Origin of the sequence: Roseibium sp. SCP14 (assembly GCF_040329475.1) — a bacterium.
In the GTDB taxonomy this organism is placed as follows: Bacteria; Pseudomonadota; Alphaproteobacteria; order Rhizobiales; family Stappiaceae; genus Roseibium.
In genome coordinates this window covers 327134-342571 of record NZ_JBDZYH010000003.1, presented here as the reverse complement: position 1 = coordinate 342571, position 15438 = coordinate 327134, and the positions used below count along the sequence as shown (strand labels likewise).

Below are 15438 nucleotides of genomic sequence, written 5' to 3'. Positions count from 1 at the left end.
GGCCTTAGTAGAGGCCGCCGGTGCCTTGGGTGACAGCGTCCTGAGCCTCTGGAGACACGGCATGGGAAACGCCGAGTGAGCTCTGGAAATCGATAATCGCATAGCTGTCATTCGGTGCCATCCCGGGCTTGAATGCTTCCAGGATCGCCCCGGGTGTGCCGGGAGCCGCCCGCAGTCCAGTCCGCCGGTTGATTGCGATCAGTTGCAGACCGCGCGGAACGCGGAACTCGACCGGAGGCTTGTCTGCCAAAGCCTTTTTGACGAAGTCCGTGAAGATCGGCGCAGCCACCTGACCACCTGTCGCGCCACGCCCCATGGGCTTGGGGTTGTCGTAACCGACAAACACACCGACCGCGAGATCTGGTGTGAAGCCCATGAACCAGGCATCCTTTTCGTCGTTCGTCGTACCGGTTTTGCCGGCAACGGGACGGCCTACGGCGCGAACGGAGGTCGCGGTACCACGCTGAACGACACCTTCCATCATCGAGGTAATCTGGTAGGCGGTCATTGGATCGAGAACTTGTTCCCGGTCATCGATCAGGCTCGGCTCATCCTGATCTTCCCAGACATCCTGGGTACAGCCATCGCAAATACGACTGTCATGCTTGTAGATAGTGCGACCGTAGCGGTCCTGAATTCTGTCGATCAGTGTCGGACGAACTTTCCTGCCGCCATTTGCAATAGTCGCATACGCAGTCGTCATGCGCAGGACAGTTGTCTCACCAGCTCCGAGCGACATGGAAAGCACAGGCAGCATATTGTCGTAAATGCCGAACCGCTTGGAATATTCGGCCACCAGAGGCATGCCCATGTCCTGCGCCAGGCGCACGGTCATCACGTTTCGCGAAAGCTCGATACCGGTACGCAGCGTTGAAGGACCGTAGAACTTTCCGCCGTAGTTCTGGGGACGCCAGGTTCCGAGCCCCGGTCCCTGGCTGATTTCAAGCGGCGCATCCATCACGACCGAGGACGGCGTGTAGCCGTTGTCGAGTGCAGCGGCATAAAGGAACGGTTTGAAAGACGACCCTGGCTGACGATAAGCCTGAGTTGCACGGTTGAACTCGCTCTGAGCGAAGCTGAATCCGCCCACCAGTGCAAGCACCCGGCCCGTATAGGGGTCCATTGCGACAATCGCACCGGATACTTTCGGGATCTGTCGAAGTTCGAATGTTCCGGGAGCGACGTCGCTTTCCTGGACATAGACGACATCACCAGGAGCAAGAACATCGGAGACGGATCCCGGTGCGCGCCCCTTGACCCTCGCCCACTTCATGGTGTCGAGAAACAATGGTCCGGTCTTGCGTTCGTCAGACAGTTTCCCGCTCACAAGCGTGTCCGGCTGCACACCGACCTTTGCCTCGGAAGAGCCACTCTCAAGAACCACTGCCAGCTTCCATTCCGGAATATCGCTGAGGGCTTCGATCTTCGCCAGATCGACACCCCAATCAGCGCCGATGGTGATCCGGTCGACCGGTCCGTTCCAGCTTCCGCGCTTGTGGTCGAAATTGATCAGCCCCTCCATAAGCGACTCGCGCGCCATTTTCTGGAGCTCCGGATCAAGTGTCGAACGCACGGAAAGGCCACCTTCGTAGAGACGCTTGTCTCCGAAGATATCCGCGACTTCGCGCCGGACTTCTTCGGTGAAATATTCGGCGGCAATCAGGCGGGAGCCGGTCTCGCGAGGCTTGACCGTGATCGGCTTTTCCTTCGCTTCCTGCCCCTCTTCAACACTGACATACCCATCGGCAACCATACGATCGATCACATAGTTGCGGCGAGCAACCGCACGCTCAGTGTGTCGGAAGGGATGGTAGTTGTTGGGAGCCTTGGGAAGGGCAGCCAGATAGGCGACTTCCTCGAGTGTCAGCTCATGGACCGACTTGTCGTAATAGATAAGTGCCGCAGCGGCTATGCCGTGCGCGCCAAGTCCGAAATAGATTTCATTGACGTAAAGTTCGAGAATCTCGTCCTTGGTATAGGCCTGCTCGATGCGCAACGCGAGAATCGCTTCCTTGATCTTTCTTACGATTGAAAGGTCGTTGGTAAGGAGAAAGTTCTTCGCGACCTGCTGCGTGATCGTGGAGGCGCCTTCCGGGCGCCTACCCGATCCATAGTTCTGAATGAAGCGCACCGCCGCACGCGCAATGCCTTCCGGGTCGACGCCAATATGTGAATAGAAATTCTTGTCTTCCGCTGCAATGAACGCCTGTTTCACGCGCTCCGGAATGGCCTGGATTGGCAGAAACATGCGCCTTTGGGTCGCATATTCAGCCATCAGACTGCCGTCGGCGGCGTGAACACGCGTCATAACCGGCGGTTCATAATTCTTCAGAGCTGTGTAGTCTGGCAGGCTTTCATCGAGGTGCTGCAAGTACATCCAGACCCCTGCGGCGATCAGCAAAGCCAACGCAGCGCCGATTCCGAAGAGATAGCCAAAAAATTTCACCAAAAATTTCATACCGCGGGCTCGTCTTTCCCCGTCTTTAGCGCTTCCTGTTTTCTAACATGGAAACTTTGTTTCGGCACCCTTTGGTGCCTCTAAGCACAGTTGATTGCCTGCCTTCCTCAGCCACCAATATGGCGATGCTGAGGCAATTGCCAGCCAAGACCTGCAAATTCTCAAACAATTCAAGCTTTTTACTGAGATGGCCCCGCCTGCTGACGAGCAAGTCGAGGTCGGAAGAATCCATGAATCGCTTCGGTCATGGCACTTGCCATTCTGTCGCGCCATTCTTCCGAAATCAGCAGTTTCTCATCGTGTTCATTTGACAAGTACCCCAGTTCGACCAAAACAGAGGGAACATCATGTGCCTTCAACACCTTAAAGCCCGCAGATCTGTGCGGATTATTGATGAGACGCACTGCACTCTTCATTTCACTGACAAGTGTTCTTGCAAAATAGACCGAAAAGGATCGTGTCTCCCTGCGGGCCAGATCAAGCAGGATATCGGTAACATCCGTCGGCTCCTCATCGAGAACCACACCGGCGATGACATCTGACATGTTTTCCGTCTCTGCCAATTCCTCCGCCAATTGATCGGATGCCCTGTCCGACAGCGTGTACACTGTGGCACCGCGGACAATCTTTCGCCCCCGGCGCACAGAATCAGCATGGATGGAAATAAACAGATCCGCTGCAAGTTCATGGCCGATCTCAACGCGTCGTGACAGCGGAATGAACGTGTCGTCGTCTCGTGTCAGACGAACGTCGTAACGATCACCTTCGTCGAGCTTTTCCTTCAACAGCCTCGCAAAGTCGAGAACGATGGCCTTTTCCAAAGTTCCGGCGACACCCGTTGCTCCGGTGTCGATGCCGCCATGCCCCGGATCGAGAAGGATCAACGGCTTGTCCTTGGACTTCTGTGCTGTCAGCCGGTCACTCTTTGACGATTTTTTTTCAATTCTTGCCGTATCTCTGGAGCGAGAAGATATCACAAACTCAGCAAATTCATCGGGTGTGGAGCGCACAAGGTCCACCACCAGCCGCGCAGGCTGATCGTCCACCGCAGGCAGGAAGAATGTCTTGTCGACACTGACAGGATCGGTCAGATCCATCACCACGCGTGATTTTCCAAGGGCAAAGAGACCAAACCGCCAGTCCGAAATCAGACCACGGCCGGTCTGTCCCACCCCTTCAGGCAATTCGAATGTCACCTCCGGCAAATCGACTATCAGCCTGTAAGGATTTGTCAGACCGGAGATCACTGGTACGACTTGCGCGTTCAGGTCCAGAACGAATCGCGTTCTGTCCTCATCGCCGGCCACCCTCGCCCCGGTTATCACCGGCTTGACTGATTGAGCCAGAGAAATACCTGACTGACCAGACAGATATGGCAAACAGATTGCAAACAGGCTGGCCAGCAGCGTCACAACCAGAAAATTGGCACTCAACGCCCCACCAACCTGAGATTTTATCCAGTTTTTATTCACAATCTCACCGGTCATGATACTCGCGAATTGCCCGTGACATTCCCCCTGTTGCCTTTGTCATACGCGATCTGCTCTTTCAGGAAAATGCTTTATGCAGTTCACATTGCTTGCAAAGCTGATCGCCGGAACGTAAAAGTACCTTACGGATTTCGGTTCGAGACCGATACCTTCCCGAGTGACGATTTGGAGTAACTATCCACAACGTCATCACATTTCCGGGCCCAAAAACGACGGAACAGAGGCCTTTTCGTCGAGTGTGGAAGAGCCTGGATATCGCGGAAGTCAAGTGTCGGAATCTCCTAAAAACCGCACCGCTTCGCACTGTCGTGCCCGTATTCGGAGCCGATTTTTCAGCGAGGAACGTGGCGGCGGCAGGAGCGAACCTTTCCGAAACCGGATGCGGATGAAGCGGCTGACGCCAGCTCGCATTCCGGCGAAAGTACAACGACTTAACTCAAGGGCCTGCGTTGCCCCGAAGGACCCGCGCGATGCATGTGGAGATCAACATAAAGCAAGGAACCGCTCCAGCGGCCGCTTTCGTTGATCATTCAACCGCGCCGGGCGCAGACGCCCTTTCCTATCTTAGCAAAACAAATACGGCAGCCTTCCTCCTTTCGGGCGATGCGCGTTTTGGATACGCGCCAAGCAGCGCTGCCGTGGAGACCTTCAAGAATGGCAAACAAAATGCTGATCGACGCGGGCCACCCGGAAGAGACCCGGGTCGTCGTCGTGCGTGGCAATCGGGTTGAAGAATTCGACTTTGAAGCGGCAAACAGAAAGCAGCTTCGCGGGAATATTTATCTGGCGAAAGTCACTCGGGTAGAACCTTCGCTTCAGGCAGCGTTTGTGGAATATGGCGGAAACCGTCACGGATTTCTCGCCTTCAGTGAAATTCATCCTGACTATTATCAGATCCCGGTCGCGGATCGTGAAGCATTGCTCGCGGCTGAAGCCGCGGAACGCAACAACGATGAGCCTGAGGCGGAAGAAAAGCCGAAGCGCCGTCGCCGGTCCCGTGCGGCCAAGAACGAGGCTGCGGAAACAGTTGCCAGCGAAAAGGTAGAAGCTGCCGAAACGCCTGCCTCCGATTCTGCCGAAGACAATCAGGACGAAGCAGCCGGCACCACAACCGAGAACTCAAATGATGACTCCGATAGTGCCGATGAAGCTGTAGTTGCTTCCAAAACGGAAAGCAATTCGGCGGAAGCAGCTGACGCCGACGCTGCCGACAACTCCGAAACGACCGCCTCAGAAACGACTGAAGCAGCCGAATCCTCTGCCGACCAGGACGGTCAGGAACAGGAAGCTGAAGGCGACGACAACGCGGAAGAAGCTGAAACCGTTGAAGCAACCTCGGAAGAGGAAGAAGAAGCTCCGGTAAAGGCACGCGGTCGCCGCAGGCGTCGCAATCGCGACGAGGATGAAGACACCGACAACGACGAAGACGCAGTCGAATCGGTTGGCGCCGAAGACGCAATGGAAGAAGTTCCCGAGCGACCAGTTCCACTGCGCAAGCAGTACAAGATCCAGGAAGTCATCAAGCGCCGCCAGATCATCCTGGTTCAGGTCGTCAAGGAAGAGCGTGGCAACAAGGGTGCTGCACTGACCACCTACCTGTCGCTGGCGGGCCGCTATTCCGTATTGATGCCGAACACCGCTCGTGGCGGCGGCATCTCCCGGAAGATCACCCAACCGACTGATCGCAAACGCCTGAAGAAGATCGCTTCCGAGCTGGATGTGCCGGAGGGCATGGGCGTTATTCTCCGCACCGCAGGTGCCAGCCGCACGAAGGCCGAGATCAAACGTGATTTCGAGTACTTGATGAGGCTGTGGGAAAATGTCCGGGAACTGACGCTGAAATCCAGCGCTCCGAGCCTCGTTTACGAGGAAGGCAGCCTGGTCAAGCGATCAATCAGGGATCTCTATAACAAGGACATCAACGAGGTACTTGTCTCAGGTGACGAAGGTTACCGCGAGGCAAAGGACTTCATGCGCATGCTCATGCCGAGCCATGCCAAGAACGTTCAACCCTACAGGGACCCCTCGCCGCTCTTTATCCGCTATGGCGTCGAGCCGCAGCTGGACGCGATGTTCTCGCCGCAGGTGACATTGAAATCCGGAGGATACATCGTCATCAACCAGACCGAAGCTCTGGTTTCGATCGACGTCAACTCCGGCAAGTCGACCCGCGAGCACAATATTGAAGACACGGCTCTCCAGACCAACCTGGAAGCAGCCGAAGAAGTCACGCGTCAACTGCGTTTGCGTGATCTGGCCGGCCTTGTCGTGATCGACTTCATCGACATGGAAGAGTCGAAGAACAACCGGGCTGTCGAGCGCAAGCTGAAGGAATGCCTCAAGAGCGACCGCGCACGCATTCAGGTCGGTCGTATTTCCCATTTCGGCTTGCTCGAAATGTCGAGGCAGCGCATCCGCACCGGCGTTCTGGAAAGCTCCACCACACCGTGCCCGCATTGCCAGGGCACCGGTATGATCCGGTCCGTGGAATCGGTCGCGCTTCATGTACTGCGGTCGATTGAAGACAATCTGCTGAAAGGTGCTTCCCACAATCTGATTATTCGCACCACCACCCAGGTAGCTCTTTACATTCTCAATCAGAAACGATCGAATCTGTTCGACCTCGAGACCAGATTTGCGATTGAGATCGAAGTTCACGCCGATGACACTGTTAACGGTCAGCTTTATGTTCTGGAACGTGGTGCACCTGTCGATCGCGACCGCATTCCCGCCCCCGCTCCGATCATACAGCCGGATACGATTGAAATCATCGACGAGAACACCGAACAGCCGGTCATCGAAGAGCAGGCACAAGACGATGACGGTGGTGATCGCCGCCGCAGACGCCGCCGCAAACGTCGTCGGGGAGGATCCGACAACCAGCAGGATGCGTCTGATAATCGTCAGGTAGCCGAGGAAGGTGACGAAGCAGAGGCCGAAGAGGGACAACTGCAGGAATCCCGGTCCGGCGAAGAAGAAGGCGGTGAGGACGAACCTCGTCGCAAGCGTCGTCGGGGTCGCCGCGGAGGGCGCCGCGGGCGCCGCAACGGTGAAGGCATGGACGCCCAGACAGAAGACGGTGACGAAGTCGATGTCGATGCGGAGAACTCCGCCGAAAATTCTTCTGACGAAGCAGCTACTTCGACTGACCAGACACAAGACGGTCAAGAAAACGGCGAGCCGGAAGAAATCGCTGTAGCAACTGATAACGACACAGAAACGCAGATTTCAGCTGAAGACCAGTCCATCAACGGAGAAACCAGCGAAGCGGTATCTGCAGAAGAAGTCGCAAGCTCCGAAGAACCGGTTGAAGCGAATGACGAGACCACGACGGAAGCAAGCAAAGACCCCGCTCCTGCAGCGGACGAGGTTGCTGTTGAAGACACCATCGTTGTTGAGACACCAACCTCCGAGCAACCTGTGATGAACGAAGCCTCTGAGGAAGAAGAAGCAGCGGAAGAAATTCCGTCAGCTCCGGCAGAACCGGTCGTTACCAGCGAAACAACAGGGGAAGACAAGGAGGACAAGCCGAAGCGTGTCGGTTGGTGGCAACGCGGTCGCTCGTTCTTCTGAGGATTTTATCCCGAGACGCAATAAAGGCGGCCATTGGCCGCCTTTTTCATGCAATCGGGTCTTTGATTTCCAGTGGAAGCTAAACCGACTACCTCAGAAAGCCCTGCAATCGTGTAAGAGCTTCCTGCATGTCGTCGTGGGCCCCCGCGAAAGAAAATCGCAAAAACTCGTGACCGTGGACAGGATCGAAGTCGACACCCGGAGTGGCTGCAACACCGACCTCGTGCAGAATCCGCTTTGCAAAATCGAGACTGTCAGCGCTGAATTTGCTGATATCGGCGTAGATGTAAAAAGCACCATCGACGGGCAGCAATTTGTCCAAGCCGATCTTTGGCAGTCCTTCGATCAGCAATGAACGGTTTGCGGAGTACCCTGCCTTGACCCCTTCAAGTTCCTGCACGGCATCCAGCGCCGCTGTTGCAGCAATTTGAGAGAGTTCGGGCGGTGAGATGTAAAGGCTTTGGGCGATACGTTCAGCAGGTCGCACAAGTTGCTCAGGCAGCACCATCCAGCCAATGCGCCAACCTGTCATGCAATAATACTTCGAGAAACTGTTGATGACGATTGCCTTCTGTGTCGTCTTTAGAGCGGTGACCTGCTCTCCGGTGTAATCGAGACCATGGTAGATCTCATCGGAGATGAACCAGATATCCTCGTCCTCACAAAACCGAAGCAGAGCGTCCAGGGCTTCCGGAGCCATCATTGTTCCGGTCGGATTGGCGGGACTTGCAACCAGAACGCCTTTTACCGGCCCTTCCCTTTGAGCTTCAATCAAGTGCTCCGGGGTCAGGCTCCATCTCGTGTCTTCGCCAACTTCAATCTCAACCGGCACAAGCCCGAGTGTCTTGAGAATGTTTCTATAGGCGGGATATCCGGGCGCCGTCAGGACAACTCGGTCCCCGGGGTCGAATGCCGACAGGAATGCCAGGTTGAAACCCGCCGAAGACCCGGTCGTCACCATGATCCGCTCCGCAGGAACCTCAACCCCGTATGTCTTCCTGTAATGCGTGGAAAGTGCTTCGCGCAACGGCCTGATGCCAAGCGCTTCTGTGTATCCCAAGCGACCGTGTTTCAGGGCTTCCTGAGCGGCAGCAAGCGCCGATTTCGGTGCTGGCGCCGAGGGCTGCCCAACTTCCATGTGAATGATCTTTCTGCCCGTGGCTTCCAGTTTTGCCGCTTCCGACAACACATCCATGGCAATAAAGGGCGAGACGTCGCTTCGCGCAGACGGCAGAAAGGCATTCTTTGTCATCTTGTTCCGAATTTCCGGCTCTGAGATTTTCTCTGTTTCGTATTGCGGATTTTTTGCCGGGGTGCAATCGGCCCGTTCCCTTCTTTTGGACATGTCAGGCAAAGCTCGAAGTTGAACCTTTCCGAATTGTCATTTGGCTATTCTTGACCGGAACCCGCAGTCTCCATAACTTCGGCCAAGATTCATATGCATGGATATTGATCCATAGTTTCCGGATTGGAGTTACGATTTGCTGCGTAAAAATTCTGTTCTTGCCCGCAAATCTGCAAGGACCTACGGCCATTTCATCAAAAGAACGGTGGCCATGGCATGTTCCGCAGCAATTGTTCTGCCGATGGTCGTCACCCCGGCAAATGCGCAACGCGGAAGACTGCCGCTTATACGGGATGCGGAAACCGAGTCTCTTTTGAAGGACTACGCAAAACCGATTTTCAAGGTTGCAGGCATCTCGAACTCCGAACCGGAAATCATTCTGGTCAACGACAAGAGCTTCAACGCGTTTGTTCCTGATTCTCGGCGTATGTTCATCAACATCGGCGTTTTGATGGAGGCAGAGACACCTGGCGAAGTTATTGGTGTGATTGCCCATGAAACAGGCCACATCGCCGGTCGACACCTGGTGCGCCTGCGTTCAGCTGCGGCCAATGCTCAGATCGTTTCCGTGATTGGCATGATCCTTGGCGCCGGCGCGGCTGCAGCGGGTGCCGCCGCCGGCTCAAGCCAGGCGGCCTCTGGCGGTGCCGCCGCGGCGCTCGGTGCCGGTTCCGTCGGCAAGCGCTCTCTCCTATCTTACCAAAGGGGTGAAGAAGCGGCAGCTGACCGTGCCGCTCTCAGGTATCTCAACGCAACGGGCCAGAGTGCACGCGGCATGTTGAAGACATTTGAGCGCATGTCGGAGCAGCAGATGTTTACCCGCAAATTTGCCGACCCGTACGCACAAAGCCACCCGATGGCTCAGGAGCGCTACAACGGATTGCTGAACGAAGCCCAAAAGTCCAAGTACTTCGATCAACCGGATGACTATGTCCTTCAATACCGGCATGACCTGGTGCGTGCAAAGCTCTTCGCCTATACGAGCCATCCTTCCGCAACTTTGAGGGCCTACCCACGCAGTGACAAGAGCCCGGCGGCACAATATGCCCGCGCCATTGCGGCAATGAAAAGCCGCGGCAAGGGAGCTGTGAAGGAAATAGACGCCCTCATCCGTACGCAGCCCAACAATCCCTATTACTACGAACTCAAGGGTCAGGCCCTGCTCGAGGGTGGAGACCCGAAGGGCGCTATTGCACCTTTCAGAAAGGCACTTTCCATCAAACCAAATGAGCCGCAATTCATGGTCTGGCTCGGATATGCATTGGTTGGCGCCAACAATCCTTCCTATCTGCCTGAGGCTGAAAAGGTGCTGAAACGCGCTATTCAACGAGACCCGAACTCCGGTGTGGCTTACAGCCAGCTCGCAATTGCCCATGGTCGGCAGGGTGAGCGCGCTGAAGCGGACTTGGCGACGGCAAAAGGCCTGATGGTGAGTGGTGAATTCCAGTCTGCAAAGCGTTACGCAGCCCGTGCTCAAAAAAGTTTGAAGCGAGGATCGCCCGCATGGCTTCAAGCGGACGACATTGTAGCGTACAAACCTCCCAATCTGCCGAATCGCCGGTAACCTAAGCAATACGCAAGGCGGCATGGTCCGGTGTTTCAAGATCAGCCGCCCAAGGAGCCCTGAATGACCCAATATTTTGTCTTTTCCCGGCGCATTTGCCCGCCTGCATTGCTGCGCGTTCTTTCCGCCTGCGCACTTGCCATGTCTCTGGTCGCCGGCACGGCGACAGCGCAGGATATTGATCGCAGCGAGATCGAGAAGATCGTGCGCGAGTACCTTATTCAGAATCCGGAAGTGATTGCGGAAGCCCTGACCGAACTTGATCGAAGGGAAAAGGAAGCTGCCGAAGCTGCCCGCCTGCAGGCCCTGACCGACAGTGCCGACATTCTCTTCAATTCAACGCGTCAGGTGGTTCTCGGCAATCCGGAAGGCTCCGTAACCCTGGTCGAGTTTTTTGATTACAATTGCGGTTACTGCAAGCGCGCTTATGGCGACATGGTCAGACTGATTGAAGAGGAGCCGGACCTCAAAGTCGTACTGAAGGAGTTTCCGGTTCTCGGACAAGGATCGATTGAAGCTGCACAGGTCGCGGTCGCCGTCAATTCTGTCGCGCCGGAAAAATACGGTGAATTCCATGAAGCGCTGCTTCTGAGACGCGGACAGGCCAACCTTGCCAGCGCTCTCGCTGCGGCAACCGGCACCGGCATCCCGGAAGAAGACTTGAAAAAAGCAATGGAAACCGACGAAGCCGGCGCAACTTTCGAGGAAGTCTACACGATCGCAAACCGTCTCGGCCTGACCGGCACGCCTTCCTATGTCGTTGGAAATGAGGTTGTCCAGGGAGCCGTTGGTTACGATCAGCTGCGTGCAAAAATCGATGCAGTGAAGAATTGCGGCGAGGCCAGCTGCTAAACAAGCCTGTTGGAAAAAGCACTTCCTCGATATCAATGAAAAATCGGGGGTTTTCCTGCTACAATTGAATCCCTATAAGAAGCGAGGCTCGTATCCTGACAGGATACGGGCCAAAGATCTGTATCCGCTTATTTTTGGCGGGACAAAGAACGCAAGGCAAACCGGTTTCCGATGGGGAGATCCCCAACTCGACAACCGGATATTACCGATCTGACCCCACTTTTGTTGGAGAGGTCGATCCGGCTGATATTCAGGCTGCGCTCTTTGAAGACCGAGTGTGAGAGCCAAACGACATGATGCGTAATGATAACAAGAAATTCGACACGGCCCTGATCCGGGATCTCGCCGTCCTGTTGGATGAGACAAATCTTTCTGAGATTGAACTGGAACAGGGTGACACGCGCATTCGCGTTGCACGGCAGATGTCGATCAGCGCTCCGGTCAGCGTCGCAGCTGCTCCTGCAGTCGCTGCTGCTCCCGCTGCAAATGCTGCGCCGGCAGCAGCCGAAGTTGCTCCTGCGGTGGAAGCCGCTGTTCAGTCCGGTGCCACTGTAACGTCTCCAATGGTCGGCACGGCTTATCTTGCCGCCGAGCCGGGTGCAGCGCCGTTCATCCAGGTGGGCGACAAAGTCGCCGAAGGTCAGACGATCCTGATCGTTGAGGCCATGAAGACCATGAACCACATCCCGTCCACAAAATCCGGCACCGTCAAGCAGATCCTTGTTGAAGACGCTCAGCCGGTTGAATTCGGCGAACCGCTCATTATCGTCGAATAAGGAGCCGCTGCGGCCATGTTCTCCAAGATTCTCATTGCCAACCGTGGCGAGATCGCCCTGCGCATTCTGCGCGCCTGTAAAGAGCTCGGCATCTCGACGGTTGCAGTCCATTCAACAGCAGATGCCGATGCCATGCATGTGCGCCTTGCAGATGAAAGTGTTTGCATTGGGCCTCCTGCAGCCCGCGACAGCTACCTGAATATCCCGCAGCTTCTGGCTGCCTGTGAAATCACGGGTGCCGATGCGGTCCATCCGGGCTATGGCTTTCTTTCCGAAAATGCCCGTTTCGCGGAAATTCTTGAAGCTCACAACATTGAGTTCATCGGCCCGACCGCCGAACACATCCGCATCATGGGCGACAAGATCCAGGCAAAACAAACCGCCAAGGATCTCGGCATACCGGTCGTTCCAGGTTCCGATGGAGCCGTCACCCCGGATGACGATGCACATGCAATTGCCCGTGAAATCGGCTACCCGGTTCTGGTCAAGGCAGCTTCCGGCGGCGGTGGTCGTGGCATGAAGGTTGCGGAAACCGAAGCCGATCTCGATACGGCCCTTTCGACCGCCCGGTCGGAAGCAAAGGCTGCCTTCGGTGATGATGCTCTCTACATGGAAAAGTATCTCGGCAAGCCGCGCCACATCGAGATTCAGGTTCTCGGTGACGGCAAGGGCAATGCCGTGCACCTGGGCGAGCGTGACTGTTCCCTGCAGCGTCGGCACCAAAAGGTACTGGAAGAAGCCCCTTCCCCATGCCTCAATGCCGAGCAGCGTGAAGAGATTGGCGAAATCGTCGCCAATGCCATGCGTAAGTTGAAATATCGCGGCGTTGGTACGGTCGAGTTCCTCTACGAGAACGGCGAGTTCTATTTCATTGAAATGAACACCCGTCTGCAGGTGGAGCATCCTGTTACGGAAATGATCACCGGCATTGACCTTGTCAATGAACAGATCCGCATTGCGGCTGGCGGCTCCCTCGACATTACCCAGGACGACATCAAGTTCGACGGTCATGCCATTGAGTGCCGAATCAACGCCGAGGATCCGGTTACTTTTACGCCCTCACCTGGTACAATTACCTATTATCACCCACCCGGTGGCCTGGGTGTGCGTGTCGATTCAGGCGTTTATCAGGGCTACAAAATTCCGCCATATTATGACAGTCTGATCGGCAAGCTGATCGTTCATGGCCGAAATCGCGTTGAGTGCATGATGCGCCTTCGCCGTTGTCTGGACGAATTTGTCGTTGACGAGATAAAGTCAACTATTCCGCTTTTCCGTGATTTGGTGGACAATCAGGATATAGCGAACGGTCAGTACGACATTCACTGGTTGGAAAAGTACCTGGCTGACAAGTCGAACTGACCGCAATGGGCAAAGGGGCATTGCCCCTTGTCGCTTGGGCAGTGAGACCATATGGCAGGCTACAAAGACGACATCGTCATGGAAATCACTCCGCAGGTGCTGCTGAAGGCATACGCCTGCGGACTGTTCCCGATGGCAGAATCCGCGGACGATCCCGGACTTTTCTGGCTGGAGCCGGAACAGCGCGGAATTCTCCCCTTCGAAAATTTCCACATTCCCCGTCGCTTGAGACGAACCATTCGCAACGACGTGTTTGAAATTCGTGTCAGCACGGATTTTCAAGGCATAATCGACGGATGCGCCGAACCAATGCCGGGACGGCAAAAAACCTGGATCAATCGCGAAATCAGACGCCTTTACGGCGAGCTGTTCGAAATGGGCTATTGCCACACTGTCGAGGCCTGGCGGAATGGCAACCTTGTTGGCGGTCTATATGGTGTCAGTCTGAATGGCGCCTTCTTTGGTGAAAGCATGTTCACCTTCGAAACGGATGCGTCAAAGGTTTGTCTCGCACATCTGGTCGCCCGTCTTGCCGTCGGTGGCTACTCCCTGCTCGACACGCAGTTTGTTACTGATCATCTGAGCAAATTCGGCACGATGGAAGTCCTGCAAGCCGACTACAACAAGCGACTTGCCGAAGCCTTGAAACTCGAGACGGACTATTACGCTTTGTCCGCCCAGGCAAACGGCGAAGATGTGTTGAAGGTTCTGGATCTTCTGCAACCTGACTGACCGATTTTTCGTCAGACGGAAGCAAGGTCTGTCGCCCAAAAGCACAAGTTTGGAGACGCCGAAGGCGTCGCGAAACCCTGATCGTAATGCGGTTGCATTTGCCGCAAAAATCGATTTTTGGTAGCATTCCCTTACGTAATTCCTAATGATCAGGAAATAGCATGGCTGAGGACGTAAAGGAATCTGCCGCGGATAAGGTCACTCAGGAAACGGATTTGGATGCTCGCCAACCGGGAGCATCTAACCCAGATACCAAATCCACGTCTTCAAATAACAATCCTGAAACAGATCCACCGGAGCTGGAAATTCCCTCAACTCCGGAAGAAAGGTCAGGATTTGGCGAAGAATTCAGGCAGGCAACTGGCAAAATCACAAGCATGGCCACATCTGTTTTCGGCAGCACCTCCTCTCCCCCAAACCCTGAAAACTTCATCAAGGACGCGAAATTCAACGAAGATTTGGAAACTCTTCGAAATCTTCACACGTTCCTGAACAAGGAAGCCGTGCCGCTTCCCGATGGCTTCCGGCTCGGCGCGCTTAACAGTCTTAAGGCTGCGGGACAGAACCAGATGGGGCGCCCGCCGACACAGGAAGAATGGGTGGCGGTAGAAGACAAGACGCAAGCCTTGTTCGCACAGTTAACCGATGCAGATCGGAAAAGTTACCTGGCATCCCAGATGCCCAACTTCCTGCCCAAGCTTGCCGTTTGGCTGGTAATAATTTCGATCGGCTCCATGATCCTGTCCGTTTTCATGGCCGAGGTAACACTCCTCAGCAAGGGTCTCGACGGTGCGCTCATGGTGTTGTTCTTTCTGCTCTGGCTCATGTCGCTTGGAGCAATAGGTGCAGCCGCATTCATCGGTTTCAATGCGATCAGCGTGACGAGCGACATTACCTTCGACATTTCGGATTCCCGGCTCATCGTGCAAAGGATCGTCCTTGGCGCCTTGTTTGCGCTCTTTTTCACGCTCCCCTTCGGTTTCCATGAATTTCTGGCCTTCGTTAAGAGCCTCAGCGCCGCTGCATTGAACAAGGCAACGGTGCCCACCAAGTCGGAACTTGCATTTACCAACCAGTCTTTGCTGCTGATCATGCCGTTTGTCCTCGGTTACAGCACGTCGTTGGTGATCTTGATACTGAACCGACTGATCTCGTCGGCAAGCACGCTTTTCGGTGCGCACGAGGCTCCGGCAAAGGGCAAGTCGAGAAACAAGTCCGTATAACGGCCACAGCCGCCTTCAAGACCAGTTCACCTCGGACACAAAAAAGCCCCGCTGTGCGGGGCT

Annotated in this window: 10 protein-coding genes; 7 read left to right on the top strand and 3 right to left on the bottom strand. The window is 55.3% G+C overall.

Annotated features, from left to right (window positions below; translation table 11 throughout):
* Nucleotides 1–4 precede the first annotated feature (4 nt).
* Both ABLQ08_RS14215 and ABLQ08_RS14210 read right to left on the bottom strand, forming a co-directional pair.
* On the bottom strand, nucleotides 5–2458 hold the full coding sequence (locus ABLQ08_RS14215; RefSeq protein WP_352943399.1) for a penicillin-binding protein 1A: 2454 nt from the start codon (nucleotides 2456–2458) through the stop codon (nucleotides 5–7).
* A gap of 179 nt (nucleotides 2459–2637) precedes the next feature.
* Entirely contained in the window at nucleotides 2638–3945 is a 1308-nt protein-coding gene (locus tag ABLQ08_RS14210; RefSeq protein WP_352943396.1) for an N-acetylmuramoyl-L-alanine amidase, read from the bottom strand.
* A gap of 657 nt (nucleotides 3946–4602) precedes the next feature.
* Here ABLQ08_RS14210 and ABLQ08_RS14205 point away from each other — a divergent pair.
* Nucleotides 4603–7521 carry an Rne/Rng family ribonuclease gene (locus ABLQ08_RS14205; RefSeq protein WP_352943393.1) on the top strand — a complete coding sequence of 973 codons (2919 nt, stop codon included), beginning with the start codon at nucleotides 4603–4605 and terminating at the stop codon, nucleotides 7519–7521.
* An 88-nt stretch (nucleotides 7522–7609) separates the two neighbouring features.
* Here ABLQ08_RS14205 and ABLQ08_RS14200 read toward each other — a convergent pair whose 3' ends face one another.
* Nucleotides 7610–8773 carry a pyridoxal phosphate-dependent aminotransferase gene (locus ABLQ08_RS14200; protein WP_352943390.1) on the bottom strand — a complete coding sequence of 388 codons (1164 nt, stop codon included), beginning with the start codon at nucleotides 8771–8773 and terminating at the stop codon, nucleotides 7610–7612.
* Nucleotides 8774–9002: 229 nt separating this feature from the next.
* Here ABLQ08_RS14200 and ABLQ08_RS14195 point away from each other — a divergent pair, with 229 nt between their 5' ends.
* The 6 genes from ABLQ08_RS14195 to ABLQ08_RS14170 all read left to right on the top strand — a co-directional run bounded on the left by ABLQ08_RS14195 (nucleotide 9003) and on the right by ABLQ08_RS14170 (nucleotide 15375).
* A complete protein-coding gene (locus ABLQ08_RS14195; protein ID WP_352943387.1) occupies nucleotides 9003–10430 on the top strand; it encodes a M48 family metalloprotease in 1428 nt (475 codons plus the stop codon).
* 63 nt (nucleotides 10431–10493) lie between these two features.
* Nucleotides 10494–11282 (top strand): DsbA family protein, encoded by a 789-nt coding sequence (locus ABLQ08_RS14190; RefSeq protein ID WP_352943384.1) that lies wholly within the window; start codon nucleotides 10494–10496, stop codon nucleotides 11280–11282.
* Nucleotides 11283–11578: 296 nt separating this feature from the next.
* The gene (gene accB, locus ABLQ08_RS14185; protein ID WP_352944396.1) at nucleotides 11579–12058 is read left to right on the top strand and encodes an acetyl-CoA carboxylase biotin carboxyl carrier protein; all 480 of its coding nucleotides are present in this window, start codon (nucleotides 11579–11581) and stop codon (nucleotides 12056–12058) included.
* Between the two features lie 15 nt (nucleotides 12059–12073).
* Nucleotides 12074–13420 (top strand): acetyl-CoA carboxylase biotin carboxylase subunit, encoded by a 1347-nt coding sequence (gene accC, locus ABLQ08_RS14180; protein WP_352943381.1) that lies wholly within the window; start codon nucleotides 12074–12076, stop codon nucleotides 13418–13420.
* A gap of 51 nt (nucleotides 13421–13471) precedes the next feature.
* Nucleotides 13472–14152 carry a leucyl/phenylalanyl-tRNA--protein transferase gene (gene aat / locus ABLQ08_RS14175; protein WP_352943378.1) on the top strand — a complete coding sequence of 227 codons (681 nt, stop codon included), beginning with the start codon at nucleotides 13472–13474 and terminating at the stop codon, nucleotides 14150–14152.
* Between the two features lie 161 nt (nucleotides 14153–14313).
* The gene (locus ABLQ08_RS14170) at nucleotides 14314–15375 is read left to right on the top strand and encodes a hypothetical protein (RefSeq protein ID WP_352943375.1); all 1062 of its coding nucleotides are present in this window, start codon (nucleotides 14314–14316) and stop codon (nucleotides 15373–15375) included.
* Nucleotides 15376–15438: the final 63 nt, after the last annotated feature.